At 43.2% G+C, this 14,159-nt stretch carries 14 protein-coding genes; 1 reads left to right on the forward strand and 13 read right to left on the reverse strand.

Annotated elements, in window-relative coordinates:
- Positions 1-48: 48 nt before the first annotated feature.
- From RZO55_RS10100 to RZO55_RS10140, 9 genes are all read right to left on the reverse strand, one after another.
- On the reverse strand, positions 49-537 hold the full coding sequence (locus RZO55_RS10100; protein WP_318064155.1) for a GNAT family N-acetyltransferase: 489 nt from the start codon (positions 535-537) through the stop codon (positions 49-51).
- A gap of 92 nt (positions 538-629) precedes the next feature.
- Complete coding sequence (locus RZO55_RS10105; RefSeq protein ID WP_318064156.1) at positions 630-2,318, reverse strand: sulfate adenylyltransferase subunit 1; 1,689 nt, start codon at positions 2,316-2,318, stop codon at positions 630-632.
- The gene (gene cysD / locus RZO55_RS10110; RefSeq protein WP_318064157.1) at positions 2,318-3,220 is read right to left on the reverse strand and encodes a sulfate adenylyltransferase subunit CysD; all 903 of its coding nucleotides are present in this window, start codon (positions 3,218-3,220) and stop codon (positions 2,318-2,320) included. Before cysD ends, RZO55_RS10105 begins: the two co-directional genes overlap by 1 nt.
- Before the next feature lie 13 nt (positions 3,221-3,233).
- Positions 3,234-3,545: a ferredoxin family protein gene (locus RZO55_RS10115; protein ID WP_318064158.1), complete on the reverse strand. Its 312-nt coding sequence runs from the start codon at positions 3,543-3,545 to the stop codon at positions 3,234-3,236.
- Positions 3,526-5,214: an adenylyl-sulfate reductase subunit alpha gene (locus tag RZO55_RS10120; protein WP_318064159.1), complete on the reverse strand. Its 1,689-nt coding sequence runs from the start codon at positions 5,212-5,214 to the stop codon at positions 3,526-3,528. Before RZO55_RS10120 ends, RZO55_RS10115 begins: the two co-directional genes overlap by 20 nt.
- 32 nt (positions 5,215-5,246) lie before the next feature.
- Complete coding sequence (locus tag RZO55_RS10125) at positions 5,247-6,311, reverse strand: sulfate/molybdate ABC transporter ATP-binding protein (RefSeq protein ID WP_318064160.1); 1,065 nt, start codon at positions 6,309-6,311, stop codon at positions 5,247-5,249.
- A 21-nt stretch (positions 6,312-6,332) separates the two neighbouring features.
- Complete coding sequence (locus RZO55_RS10130) at positions 6,333-7,169, reverse strand: sulfate ABC transporter permease (RefSeq protein WP_318064161.1); 837 nt, start codon at positions 7,167-7,169, stop codon at positions 6,333-6,335.
- Between the two features lie 12 nt (positions 7,170-7,181).
- A complete protein-coding gene (cysT, locus tag RZO55_RS10135; protein WP_318064162.1) occupies positions 7,182-8,033 on the reverse strand; it encodes a sulfate ABC transporter permease subunit CysT in 852 nt (283 codons plus the stop codon).
- Between the two features lie 15 nt (positions 8,034-8,048).
- Complete coding sequence (locus RZO55_RS10140) at positions 8,049-9,077, reverse strand: sulfate ABC transporter substrate-binding protein (RefSeq protein WP_439100047.1); 1,029 nt, start codon at positions 9,075-9,077, stop codon at positions 8,049-8,051.
- A gap of 197 nt (positions 9,078-9,274) precedes the next feature.
- On the opposite strand from RZO55_RS10140, the gene RZO55_RS10145 reads away from it, so the two are divergent.
- Entirely contained in the window at positions 9,275-10,171 is an 897-nt protein-coding gene (locus RZO55_RS10145; protein WP_318064163.1) for a LysR family transcriptional regulator, read from the forward strand.
- A gap of 45 nt (positions 10,172-10,216) precedes the next feature.
- Here the strand turns inward: RZO55_RS10145 and RZO55_RS10150 are convergent, their stop codons facing one another.
- The 4 genes from RZO55_RS10150 to RZO55_RS10165 all read right to left on the reverse strand — a co-directional run bounded on the left by RZO55_RS10150 (position 10,217) and on the right by RZO55_RS10165 (position 14,159).
- Positions 10,217-11,008 (reverse strand): CAP domain-containing protein, encoded by a 792-nt coding sequence (locus tag RZO55_RS10150; protein WP_318064164.1) that lies wholly within the window; start codon positions 11,006-11,008, stop codon positions 10,217-10,219.
- 300 nt (positions 11,009-11,308) lie between these two features.
- Positions 11,309-11,965 carry an MFS transporter gene (locus tag RZO55_RS10155; protein ID WP_318064203.1) on the reverse strand — a complete coding sequence of 219 codons (657 nt, stop codon included), beginning with the start codon at positions 11,963-11,965 and terminating at the stop codon, positions 11,309-11,311.
- Positions 11,966-12,034: 69 nt separating this feature from the next.
- A complete protein-coding gene (locus RZO55_RS10160; protein WP_318064165.1) occupies positions 12,035-13,102 on the reverse strand; it encodes a rhamnose ABC transporter substrate-binding protein in 1,068 nt (355 codons plus the stop codon).
- 61 nt (positions 13,103-13,163) lie between these two features.
- Complete coding sequence (locus tag RZO55_RS10165; RefSeq protein ID WP_318064166.1) at positions 13,164-14,159, reverse strand: ABC transporter permease; 996 nt, start codon at positions 14,157-14,159, stop codon at positions 13,164-13,166.

The following is a 14,159-nucleotide window of genomic DNA, read 5'->3' on the forward strand; positions in this document are numbered from 1 at the left end:
ATTTTTGTGCATATTTACCAACAAAACTACAGAATTAATATGATTAAACTACTTTAATAACTTGCTGTAAAATCTCAGTTTTTCATCATATACATAGCCATTCCACATCAGCACATGGTTGGAAGCATGATTTTCCTTTTCTGGTTTCACAATAATTTGTCTGGCATTTTCCACCGTTTGAATGGTATTGGTCAGAAGACTGACAATTTCCTTCCCGTACCCTTTGCCCAGATAAGCTTCATCTCCAATTAAATAATCAATCGAGAACGTATCTCCAGAAATAGTTACATTATACCAATCCTCTAAGTCCTTTGCATCATAGCAGTCGTAATACTGGCAAAAACCAATGGGGCTTTTGCAATCCATGACGATGAAGTGGTGTATCCATGAATACAGTTCATTGCGTTGGTTGATTTCAGCAAGCCACTCGTCTGCGTCATGATACCATTTTATAATATAGTCTTTTTTTAGCCATATAGCCAGCAAGTTTACATCTGCATCATTGAAGGGACGAAGAGTCAGTTCTCTGTTTTTCATTATTAAACCTCCTTTTAACAGCTGTATTTATTATAACGTGTTTTTTGATTCTTCACAATCCCATAGACATCTAACTGCAGTAAAAAAGCTGCTTAAATAATCCAGAAATTTTCATTGCAGACAATCCGTCTGTATGTTTCGAATTTTGACCATTTATTATGGAAAGCAATTTTATTGTCAGGTGTCAGATTCTTATATTCAGCCAGACAGTTTAACAGATCTTCAGTGGAACGAATTTTTAATGCAAAGCCTCTCTCATCAAGAACCGGCAAACCTGTATAACCATAATCATCAAGACTTATGATATCCTGTATTGTCTGGTTTCGCACCAGAACTGCCACAGAATCATCCAAAGATATTACATCAAAATAGCCCGGATACAGGAAACTGTCTCCCGAAACAGGAACGAAGTCTCCCTGGCGGTACGTGATCTCCTTTGTTTTCTGTCTGGAAAGGAAGGCATTCTCCAGATTAAAATAGAACTCTTCAAAAATATATCCGCCTGCCCGCAGCCCGTCTTTTTCAAAGTACGGTTTATCTTCATCGCCCTCCACATGCTCCACCACGCCGCAGGCTGATGTCATATGGCTGACTCTGTCAATTAAAATCAGTTCCCCCAGAGTCTTATTCCTTTTAAATTCATCAACCGGAATTTTTTGGGATAATTCAATCAGACAGGAGGCAATCTCATTCTTACCGATCTCCTTAGCAGGCAAATGTTCACCTGTGTTTATATCCACCCGGTAATCAATGCGCTTCACCACAGCGGGAAGCATTCTTGTTCCCAGCTTCAGCAGATAATCATTGCCTTCCTTAAGCGGTGCATCGTCCATCCATAGAATGGAAGCTTTCACATCTTTGCTTACCGGCAGCTGTTCCTGATCCGTCAGAACGCTTCCGCGGCTTACATCCACCTCTCTGTCAAGCTGTATGGTAACCGCCTGGCCTGCAGATGCCTGGTCAGATAACCGGTCTCCCACCAGAATGCTCTTTACCTTTGCTGTCTCATTACCGGGAAGAATTGTAAGGCTTTGTCCGGCTGAAACGGTTCCTGATTCCACCTGCCCCTGAAAGCCCCGGAATTCGTGGTCAGGACGGCACACCCTCTGAACAGGCATATAAAAACCATTTCCATCCTCTTTTGTAATTTCCGTCTGTTCCAGACTGGCAAGGAGTGTCTCACCCTGATACCATGGCATATGTTCTGATTTTACAGTTACATTATCCCCCTGGGTGGCACTGACTGGAATTATGGTTACATGTCTTAAGGACAGTTCCTCTTTAAGAGCTGCAATACTCTTACTGATCTCTTCAAACCGTTCCTGACTGTATTCTGCCAGATCCATCTTGTTGACTGCGAAGATGAAATGACGGATTCCCATGAGGGAACAGATCCTTAAATGGCGCCTCGTCTGTACCAGAACGCCCTGCTTTGCATCCACAAGAATCACTGCTAACTGGGCAAAGGAAGCCCCTACTGCCATATTTCTTGTATATTCCTCATGACCCGGTGTATCCGCCACGATAAAGCTCCTTCTCTCCGTTGTAAAATAACGGTAAGCCACATCAATGGTAATCCCCTGCTCCCGTTCCGCCATCAGTCCGTCTAAAAGCAGGGAATAATCGATCTCACCGCCTCTGGAACCCACCTTGCTGTCAAGCAGCAGCGCCTTTTCCTGATCTGCATACAGCAGCTTGGAATCGTAGAGTATATGCCCGATCAGAGTGGATTTTCCGTCGTCCACACTTCCGCATGTAATAAATTTCAGCAATCCGTTCATTAGAAATAACCCTCCCTTTTTCTCTTTTCCATACTGGCAGCTCCGCCGTCTTTATCAATCACACGGCTGGTCCGCTCTGATTCTACGGAGCTTAGAGTCTCTTCAATAATCTGATCAATGGTAACTGCTTCTGAAAGAACACCGCCGGAAAGAGGATAACAGCCCAGTGTCCGGAAACGAACCTTTTTAAGCTGGGGAACCTCTCCGGGACTCAGACGCATCCGGTCATCATCCACCATGATAATATCATGATCCCGGTAAACCACTGGTCTCTTAGCTGCAAAATACAATGGAACAATGGGAATGTTTTCCTGTTTTATGTATTGCCAGATATCCTTTTCCGTCCAGTTGGAAATAGGAAATACGCGGATACTCTCTCCTTTATAAATTTCTGTATTATAAAGCTTCCACATCTCCGGTCTCTGATTCTTGGGATCCCAGGCGTGGGAGGCGTTACGGAAGGAAAAGATCCGTTCTTTTGCCCTGCTTTTTTCCTCGTCTCTCCTGCCGCCTCCAAAAGCTGCTGTAAAGCCATATTTATTAAGGGCCTGCTTTAATGCCTGAGTTTTCATGATGTCAGTATAGGAAGAACCGTGGTCAAATGGATTGATTCCCCGTGCAACACCATCTTCATTAATGTATTCCAACAGCTCAATCCCCAGCTCCTTTGCTGTCCTGTCCCGAAATTCAATCATTTCTTTAAACTTCCAGGTGGTGTTGACATGGAGAAATGGGAAAGGCGGCTTCTCCGGATAGAATGCTTTTAACGCCAGATGGAGCATGACGGAACTGTCCTTTCCGATTGAATAGAGCATAACCGGTTTCTCGCACTGGGCCGCTACTTCTCTGATAATATAAATTGCTTCTGCTTCCAATTCATCAAGATGGGATAATCTGCTCATAATAATTTCTCCTCTAATACTTATTCGAATTTTTACCGTCCACTTCAATGATGCGTTCGGTTCCGTCGGGTTTTATGATTTTCCAGAGAAGGCAATCCCCTTCCTCTGACACGTTCATCACAGTTCCATTTCCTCCCAGATCAGCTCCCAGGTAAAAATCAATGGCTTTAAACCGGCACTCCTTCACGCAGGAGGCACAGCCCCAGCAGTCCCTGGGATATCTGATAAATGCTTTGCCGTCTTTTTCCTTTATGAGACTGCCCGGGCACACCCGGGTGCAGGCAAGACAGCCCACGCATGACTCTTTAGATATCCGTATGCTCATATCTGATCTCCTTTCCTACGTCCCGCAGCTTTAATATCAGCCTGCCGTCTTTCATTGTGGAATTAACAAATTTACGGTAAGCCTCATCTGGCCTGGGAAAATCCAGATTCTCCTGGAAGGAATGCCACCTGGTTTCCTTGCGATACTCAAGGTGGGCGATGACAGACTGGCATACAATCAGGCGTTCCTTCAATTCATAGACAAACATCAGCTCATGCATATCGGAGGCATTTAAATATCTGGTCAGCTCCGTGATCTCCTTTATTTTTTCTTCCCCAAGCTTTAACTGCTTTTCATTAAACTGATAATCAGAAGAGATCCCTCCTGCATACTCATCCATCACCTTCTGCATTGCCTCCTCCAGCTCCTCTGCTGTAAAAACAGCATCCGGGCCATTTAAAATACTTTCATACTCCCGGATTTTTTCATCTGCAAAGCCTGTAATCTGTTCTGAGTTCTCAATCCTCCGGCCTTTTTCTATAATATCAAGTGCGGCAATTTTCCCCTCTGCCAGAGCTCCGGTCACATACTTCTGGGGACAGCCGCCTGCTGCGTCTCCTGCTGCATATAGACCTTTAAGCGTTGTTTCCCTGTTTGTATTAATCCAGTATCCGCTTGCAGTATGGCCTCCAACGATATAAGGTTCCGTTCCCGTTATCTCCACATCCTCTTTTCCAGGTGTTGTATCATTTTGCAGCCATTTAAGAGTCTGGCTGGGAGCCATATTTAAGTATGCTTTCAGTAAATCCTCCTCTGTATCTTTGTCAATTCCACTTGTGCGAAGATAGCAGGGACCATTGCCAAGCTGGTTCTCCCTAACGGTTCCATATACCCGTTCACTGGTGGTAATTCCGTATTTATCCTCATAGATTTCACCCCTGGAATTGATCTGTCGTGCCCTGACTCCCTGGGCGATTGTTCCGGTGGGTGCAATGGTGTCTTTGCATCGGAGAGCGATAAACCGCATTTCAAACGATGTCATTTCTGCACCAGCTTTAATCCCCATGGCATAACCGGCTCCTGTATTAAATGGGGGATACCACATCTTATGGCGGGAAAATCCCGGGTTGTTGGGTTTATAAAGTCCAGCTGCACCACCGGTAGAAACAATGACTGCTGCTGCCCGTATTTCGTAAGCGGTGTATTCTTCCATATGAAATCCCACGGCTCCCTTTACTTCATTGTTATCAGCCAGCAGATCCGTTATATTAACATGCTCTAAAACTGTGACATTAGGTGCCTGCAATACGGCGTCAGCAAGTATGGGCTTTATATTTTCTCCGTTAATCTTAATATTTCGTTTTCCTCTGGTTACGTAATTCCCCGATCCATCCTTTAAAATGACAAGGCCCAGGCGTTCTAAATCAGCTGTCACTTCATTGAATCTGCTGGCTGCCGTTAACAGAAGATCTTCTCTCGCAATGCCTGCCGCATCCTTCATTGCGTAATCCACATAGTCTTTGGGGGTCTGCCCATCTGTAATATAGGCATTGATTGCATTTACCCCTGCTGCAAGACAGCCGCTCCGCCTGATCCCGGCCTTTTCGGCAATAATAACCTTTAAATCCGATTTTCCTGAAAGAGTAAGCGCCGCATAACACCCTGCTGTCCCTCCTCCTATAATCAGAACATCTGCAGTCATAACTTCCCGTTTCAACCTTATACTCATCTTTAACTCCTCTGTCTGCTTCTTTTTTTATTTCAGAATGTGACAATATTGACTCCGTTTAATAATGAATTTTCCAGCAGATACGCTTTTTTGTCATCGTAAGCATAAATCCGGTAAACAATTACATTCATTTTTTCACCAATGGAAACAGGGCGCCTCTCCAGTGATCTGCGGGTTGTAAGGGAAACTCCATTTACATTCAGCCGCACCTCCAGGTAGTTTCCGCGAAAGGAGATATCTTCAATGGTCCCTTCCTGGGAATACTCCATCACATCCTGAAATTTTGAATTGTCACTTTTAAACGCTTCCACGAACTCGGGCCGTATAATCGCTCCTGTAAAATCACCTTTTTCAAATCCCTTCAGCCTGTGATACACATCCATTCTCGCGGACTGACCAATAAATTCGGCAACAAAGGGAGTTGCAGGGTTTTTATAGATCTCAGACGGACTTGCGATCTGTTCAATTCTTCCCTGATTGGTGACTATGATCTCATCTGCCACCTCCACCGCTTCATCCTGGTCATGGGTAACAAAGATACTGGTAATACCTACCTTGTGAATCATTTCCTTTAACCAGCTGCGAAGTTCCTGACGCACCTTTGCATCAATGGCTGCAAATGGTTCATCAAGCAGCAAAAGCCCCGGGTTTGGTGCCAGTGCTCTGGCAAATGCAACCCTCTGCCGCTGTCCGCCGGAAAGCTGATTAGGATAGCGTTTGTCTAAACCCTCCAGACCGGTTAAGGTTAATAGCTCCATGACCCGTTCCTTAATCAGCTTTTTATTAATTTTTTTAACCTCCAGACCAAAAGCGATATTTTCATAAACCGTCATGTACCGGAACAGTGCATAATTCTGAAATACAAAACCGATTCCTCTCTCAGCAGCCGGGAGATTATTGACTTTCTTCTGATCAATTATGATATCTCCGGAGTCCGGCGTTTCAAAACCCGCAATCATCCTTAAGATTGTTGTTTTTCCACTTCCGCTTGGTCCCAGAAGAGCAGCCAGCGTTCCTTTTTTCAGGCCGAAATTCACTTCCTTTGAAGCCTTAAAATCTCCATATGATTTTTCAATATTTTTCATTTCTATGTACATAAGACCCTCCTGACTAAACCTCTACGCCTCTTTTCCATTCTTTTTTGCCTGATGCTCCACCACATTCCGTATGATCAGCACTGCAACTGCCATAAGAACCAGAATGGAAGAAACAGCAAATGCCGAAGTAATGGATTCCGATGAACTGGAAAGATAAAGGGCATCGATTTCAAGAGGAAGAGTAAATGTCTCTCCTCTGGTTTTTGACAAAGCATGGACGGCCCCAAACTCTCCAAGCGCCCTTGCAGTACAAAGGATCACACCATAAAGCAGTGCCCAGCGTATATGAGGAAACGTAATCTTACGGAATATGGTAAATCCCCCCGCCCCCATCAGTGCTGCCGCTTCTTCCTCCTCTTTTCCTGTAGAAAGAAGAACCGGTATGATTTCCCTTGATACAAATGGAAATGTGACAAATACAGTAGCAAGCACAACCCCGGGAATGGCAAATACGATCTGGATATCTGTTCCGAGAGCCTCATTCAGCCTGGCAATCAGACCGCCGGCCCACCCCATTCTCCCGAATGTCATTAAAAAAGCAAGCCCAGCAATAACGGGAGAGATGGAAAACGGAATATCAATGACTGCAGAAAGAATCTGCTTACCCTTAAATGAAAATCTGGTTATCAGCCATGCTGCCGCAATCCCAAAGATAGTACTCACTGCGGCTGCAATTACAGCTGCCAGCACAGTGACTCCAAATGCTGATTTTACTAAAGGGGTTGCCAATGATCTGAAATAAAATCCCATTCCCTCTCTCAGTGAATTGGCGATGACTGAAATTAATGGCAGCACCAGCATGAAAAAGAGAAATACCCCGCTGATTCCAATAAGAATCCATTTACTTTTTATTTTCATCCATTTCCCCTCCTATAAGCAGCTGGTCCGCTTCGCCTGATGCACCTGAATCATATTTACAAACAATAAAACCAGAAAAGACAGAAAAAGCATCACCAGAGCAATCGCCGTTGCTCCAGGATAATCCACATAATTGAGTTTCTGCATGATCACGTAGGAAACCACCTGTGTCTGATTCCTGGCGTTGTTTCCGGAAATATAGATCACGCTGCCATACTCCCCCACTCCTCTTGCGAATGCAAGACCAAATCCGGTTAAAAGCGCAGGCCCCAGCTCCGGAAGAATCACCCTTCTAAACGTATGAAACCTTCCGGCCCCCAGAATCGCTGCCGCCTCCTCATACCGCGGGTCGAGGGTCTCAAGAACAGGCTGAATGGAACGCACTACAAAGGGTATTCCGATAAAAATCAGAGCGATGGTAAGTCCGGTTTTCGTATATGCGGCTTTTACTCCGAACAGTCCCAGAAACCGGCCCATGATCCCCGTATCTGAATACAACTTAGACAGGGTGATTCCTGCTACTGCCGTAGGCAGGGCAAAGGGAAGCTCAATGAGTCCATCCATAATCCGTTTGCCTGGAAACTCATAGCGTACCAGTACCCAGGCGAGAATCAGTCCAAACACACTGTTGATAAATGCAGCAAAAAGGGAACAGAACAGGCTGGTTTTAAACCCATTTACCACATTGGTTTTTGTAATCAGGTTTATAAATTCATGTGGGGATAACTGAAAAGAATATACCAGCACTGAGGCAAGAGGAATGAGTATAATGCCTGAAAGCATGAATAGAGTGATCCCCATACTCAGACCGAATCCCGGTATGACTCGCCGGCTTTTTCCTGTTAGAGCTGACTGTTTTGTCATGTGATTTTCCTCCCTCTAATTGCTGTAAATCTCATCAAAGATTCCACCGTCTTCAAAAAAAGTTTCATAAGCCGTATCCCAGCCGCCAAAATCATCAATAGTACAAAGGTTTACATTCAGATCAAACTTTCCGGAAAATTCAGAAAGAATCTTCTTATTTAAGGGTCTGTATCCATATTCTCCGATCAGCCTCTGTGCTTTATCGGAATAAAGATATTTTAAGTATTCCTCTGAAACCCTTTCCACCCCGTCTCTGTGAGCGTTTTCATCCACCACCGCCACACCGGGTTCTGCTAAAATACTGACACCGGGCGTAATAATTTCATATTGATCCGGATACTCTTTCACCGTATTGATGGCTTCATTCTCCCAGGCAATCAGCACATCTCCCTGTCCGTTTTCCACAAAGGTAGTGGTGGCTGCCCTGGCTCCTGAATCCATAACAGAGACATTCCTGTAAAGGTCTGCTGCAAATGATTTCATTTTCTTCTCATCTCCATGATAAGTGACCTTTGCATACTGCCATGCAGCCAGGAAATTCCAGCAGGCACCGCCGCTGCTCTTGGGATCCGGGGTGATAATCTCCACACCTGGTTTTACCAGATCAGACCAGTCCTTTATCTTTTTTTCATTCCCTTTTCTCACCAGAAACACTATTGCAGAAGTATAGGGTGATGAATTCCCCTCAAATTCCTTAATCCAACCGGAATCAATCAATCCTGACTTTTCAATCATGGCAATATCATGAGCCAGAGCCAGAGTCACCACGTCTGCTTTTGCTCCTTCTATCACCGAACGTGCCTGACCTCCCGACCCTCCATGGGACTGGATTACCTTTATTCTGGTCTTATAGGTATTCCAGTAATAAGATTCGAAGATCCTGTTGTATTCCTGAAAAAACTCTCTGGTTGGATCGTATGAAACATTGGTAATTGTAATTGTTTTAACGTTTGCCAAACCTGTCTGCCCCGCGCATCCGGCAATCATTGCTGCTGCGGCCAGCAGTATAAGAATACCTGCACCCGTTTTTCCTCTTTTTCTCATTCATCAGCCTCCCTATGTTCCGTGCGTTATCTGGAAGTTTAATCCCTATTTACATATTTGTAAAGTATGTTATTGTTTTTTCTCTAACTGTATGGTAGAATTTCCTTATCTATTCCATTGGAATCATATTTTTTTCCTTATATATCATACATTACAAGTATGTAAATATGAATATTCGTATTAGTCAGGAGGAAGTCATGTCGATTAAAACCTTAATTATTTTTGTTACGGTTTATAAGGAAGAAAGCATCTCTGAGGCTGCAAAGAAGCTGAGTATCAGCCAGCCGGCCGTAAGTCAGGCAATCCGGGAGCTGGAACATGAATATTCCATCCGTTTATTTGAACGGGCTGGAAGAGGCATACAAAAGACCAGCGCTGCCCGCCATTTATATGAATTTGCTTCCCACATCACATCTCTTTATCAGGAAATGGATCTGGAGTTTAAAAAGAAGGATCAAACCACACCGCTGCGGATCGGATTTTCCACCACCATCGCAGCATGCCTGATGCCTGATATCATTCACTGTTTTACAGGAAACAATTTGGTCCCTGCACCTTACATAAGTGTTGACACTTCTGACAGGATAGAAAATGAAATTCTGGAAAACAAGCTGGATCTTGCTCTTACAGAGGGAATCAGCAAATCAGATAAAATACTGACGGAACCCTTTGCAAAAGAGCAGTTAATCCTGGTCTGCAGCCCTTCCCATCCGTTTGCCCGGATGCAGAAAATCACACTGGAGGATTTAAGAGAAGAACGTTTTCTTTTAAGAAAAAAAGGCAGTCAGACCAGAAAACTGGCTGAATCTGCCTTTCACCTCCACGATTTAATTCTCCGTCCTGTCCTTGAAAGCACCAGCAATGAAGCAATTATATGGGGAGTTCATTCAAATCTTGGTATTGCCATACTGCCGGAACGCCAGGTGTCCGGATATTTGGAAAAGGGAACACTCATCGCCCTGCCTCTGCAGGGGATTGAACTGAAACGGGAATATCAGATAATTTATCATCAGAATAAGTATTTAAATCCGGAAATGCTGCGTTTTATGGAACTGGTAAAAAGCGAATCAGAAAAGCCCCTCTCCAAACGGTAAGTCTGGAGGGGAGCCTTATGCATTGAATCCAAAAGGATTATTTTATTAGTATGTAAACAGCTGTACCCAGTACTGTGTTCCGGCACTGTTTTGTAAATTGCCAACACCGATATGTGTAAAGTTTTTATTTAAGATGTTAGCCCGGTGTCCTGCACTGTTCATCCATGCATTCATTACTTCTTCCGGAGTCTGCTGTCCCCAGGCAATGTTCTCGCCTGCGCCCTGGAAGTTAACGTTCTGCTCTCTTAATGCAGTAGAGAAGGAGCTTCCGTTTGGACGTACATGCTCAAAGGAGGTCTGAATTTCACTTGCTCTCACGTTAGCTGCTTTTTCCACATTTGCATCAATGGTAAGAGGTGCAAGTCCAGCTTTTGCTCTTTCTGCATTTACCAGATCTACAACCTGCTGAGTATAAGTCTTGTTGGAAGTAGAACCGTTATCGGTATTTCCATTGTCGGTGTTTCCGTTATCGGTATTACCGTTATCGGTGTTTCCGTTGTCGGTGTTTCCGTTGTTGGTATTACCGTTATCGGTGTTTCCGTTATCGGTATTTCCATTATTGGTATTGCTTCCGTTTCCATTATTGCAATTTTCATTATAACGATCGTTAAATGATGACCAGTCGAAATTATTTAAATTGTTTATATCGTTTAAATTGATTCCAAACTGCTGAAGCTTTGCTTTTAAATCACTGGCATTGCCGGAGCCATAAATTGCAGTCACGTTTCTTCCGCCATAGCACTGTCTGAAAGAATTATTCACCGCTGCGTTTGCTGTTAATGGAAGCATGCTTGTTAATGATAACGTAATCAATCCAATTGCTTTAAGTCTCTTCAATGTTATTTCCTCCTTATGGGTTTGTTACAATTTTATTACATTTGTGTTACAGGAATATGATAGCACTGTTACTTCCATTTTTCCAGTGGTAATAGATGGTAATTATTTTTCCATTTTCCAAAATCGGAAAAAGGAATTTTCCAAACTCATTCCAGTTCTTTGTATACATCTGTCAAACAGCCCAGAAAATACCTGCTTGCTGCAGGTAAAATCCATATATTCTTAATTTTTAAAGTAGTTTTTCAGATAAACAATCTTTACCAACTATTTGCATCAGTTTTCCTCCTCCAATATCGAATATTAATCCAAATCTTCCATTCCTTTGATAGATTTTAAAGTCCCAATAAATATAAAAATTAAAACTGTAATTACTCCGACACAAAAATAAGTATGTATTATTGTTAAAAATGGCAAAACTATTGCCAACAGAAAAGAACCTACTGGAATAGATGAGCAAGCCATGGCATTAAATATACTTCCAACTCTACCAAGATACTCGTTTGGAGTATTGGCCATGAAAGTCACTTGTACTGACATTCCGATAAGAGAGTTAATAAATCCAAAAATGCATAAAACAATTGCATAAACTATATATCGTAATGGAATACAATCAATCTTACCAATAAACATTAAGCTGAAGTAAATAATACCAATTAGAATCCCACCAAAAATTAATATATCTTTATTTGAAATTAATTTCTTGAAATATGCAAAAAAGAAACTTCCCATAATTAACCCACAAGTCATAAAAATGCTACCTACCGACATCGCATTTATACCCAGACTAAGGCACTCATTAACATACGCTGCTTGTAGTTTTTCCAATGGAACAGATGTTATATTAAGCAGAAAACCGATAATACATATTAAAAAAACCATCTGATTATTTTTGAAATACTGTATACCACTGTAAAGATCAGTACAATAGTTCTTTATATTAATATTTGTATGATCAATGTATCAGCCGCGTTTAAGTCTGGATTATACATTGGCAGTACTTTCTTTGATGTCACATTTATAGCAATACTAATAAACAGACTTCCATTCCGCGATATTAGAGCTGTCGAATTTAAACGGAGGTCCGAGAATTATTTCTGTACCGCCGTCAGAGGCTTCTATTACCTGGTAATCTCCCATTTCTCCTGCCTTAAACTTGTCGCCGGCTTTTCCTGTAATGTTTCCTTCTACCAGAGCCATAGAGGTATATGCTCCCAAAGAACCTACGTCAAGAGGATTCCACAGATACATATATGGACAGGAATGTGCTTCATCATCACCTATGTATTCTGCCATTTCAGAAGGAAGTCCAAGACCTGTCAGCTTTACCTTTGATTTCTCGTCCTGAAGGACCTTGGCTGCTGCATTGATTCCGACTGTAGTAGGAGCACAGATCACCTTTAAATCTGGATATTTTGATAAAAGAGCCTGTGTTTGATCTGTGGATTTCTGAGGTTCATCATCTCCATATGCCACTTCAACCAGATTGAGTTTCGAATACTTTTCTTCCTTCATAACCTCTTTCATGGATTCAATCCATGCATTTTGATTGGTGGCCTGAGAGGTGGCGGAAAGAATGGCCCAATCTCCCTCGCCGCTGGAGATATCATAGACCGCTTCCATCAATGCCTGACCGATTTCTTTGATTCCTGCCTGATTGACAAACGTCTGCCTGCTGTCTTTATTGACCTTGGAATCCAGACAGGAAACTTTGATTCCTGCTGCCATTGCGTCCTCTAAGGCCGCCTGCAGGGCATTTTCATCATTCCCAGCGATGCAGATGGAATCCACACCTTGAGAAATCAGCGACTGGATAACGGAAACCTGCGCATCAGCCGTAGCAGACTCGGGATGCTTTACGATACAAGTTCCTCCTTCTGCTTCAATGACCTTTTGAAATCCCTGAGCAATCTTTTCATTATAGGGATTTCCTGCTGATTTTGTGATGACCGCATACGTCTTTCCAGAGGAACTTCCTCCTCCGTCCTGAGCCACCGATGACTGTTTTCCCCCAGTCTCTGTTTTCCCCGAGCAGCCGGTAAGAGTTCCAAACACCATTGCCGCACACAGGACTCCGCAAACCATTTGTTTTCTCATCTTACGATTACCTCCCTTTATTAAGAATAGTTTTATACTAAAACACCCCCGGTGTCTTGTATCACAGTTGTTTCCTTTTCATATTTTTACCAATTTCCGGTATCATGACTGCCAGAATCAGCAGTGTTCCCAGAATCACCAGAATGACCTGAGGATTCATATTGATCTGGCCTAATCCGATTCTTAAACAGATGATGATAAATGCGGATATGATGGCACCGATCAGCTTTCCTTTTCCCCCGGCCGTTGAGATTCCTCCAAACACAGCCATGGCGATTGCATCCAGTTCAAAACCGCTTCCCGTGGTGGTATTGGCGCCATACAGCACGGATACAAGAAACATGGCACTGATGCCCGCCATCATACCAGCAACGGAGTACACCAGAAGACGTATTTTCTGAACATGAATTCCGGAAAAATAAGAAGCTTTCCGGTTGCTGCCAATGGCATACAGCTTTCTCCCAAATGTTGTTTTGCTCAACATAAAGGTGAAAATGATCGCCGCAATTATGACAACAAAGAAAATATAAGGAACGGGACCAATTTTTCCTGCTATGGCGCGAAAGCCCTGATTGTTTTTCAGGGAGACAGAACCTCCGCTGCCCAAAGCAATCTCCGCAACTCCACGAAAAATAATCATGGTAGCTAACGTAACAATCATGGACGGCAGTTCTGTAAACAGGGTCACGGCAATGCCGTTAAAGAGTCCGCAGGCGGTTCCTGTTAAGATTCCAATCAACAACACAATGGGAAACGGTACCCCCGCATTGCCTGCGAGACAGGCGGTAGTTGCTGACAGACAGACCGTCGCTCCAACCGACAAATCGATTTCACCCAAAATCAGAATATACGCCATAGGAAGCAAAAGGAAGACTTCCGTTAAATACTTTGGCATCTCTCGAAGTACATTCACTGGTTTGTAGCTTGGTGAAATAACCATACAAAACAGATTTACCATGAGAAACAGAAGAACCAGTACACCTTCCCAGCTTAAAATCCTTTTTTTCCAGTTTTGATCTGACTGCGCAGATATGCTTCTGCCTGATTTTCCCGCCAT

This window comes from Clostridium boliviensis, from assembly GCF_033342255.1.
Taxonomy (GTDB): domain Bacteria; phylum Bacillota; class Clostridia; order Lachnospirales; family Lachnospiraceae; genus Lacrimispora; species Lacrimispora boliviensis.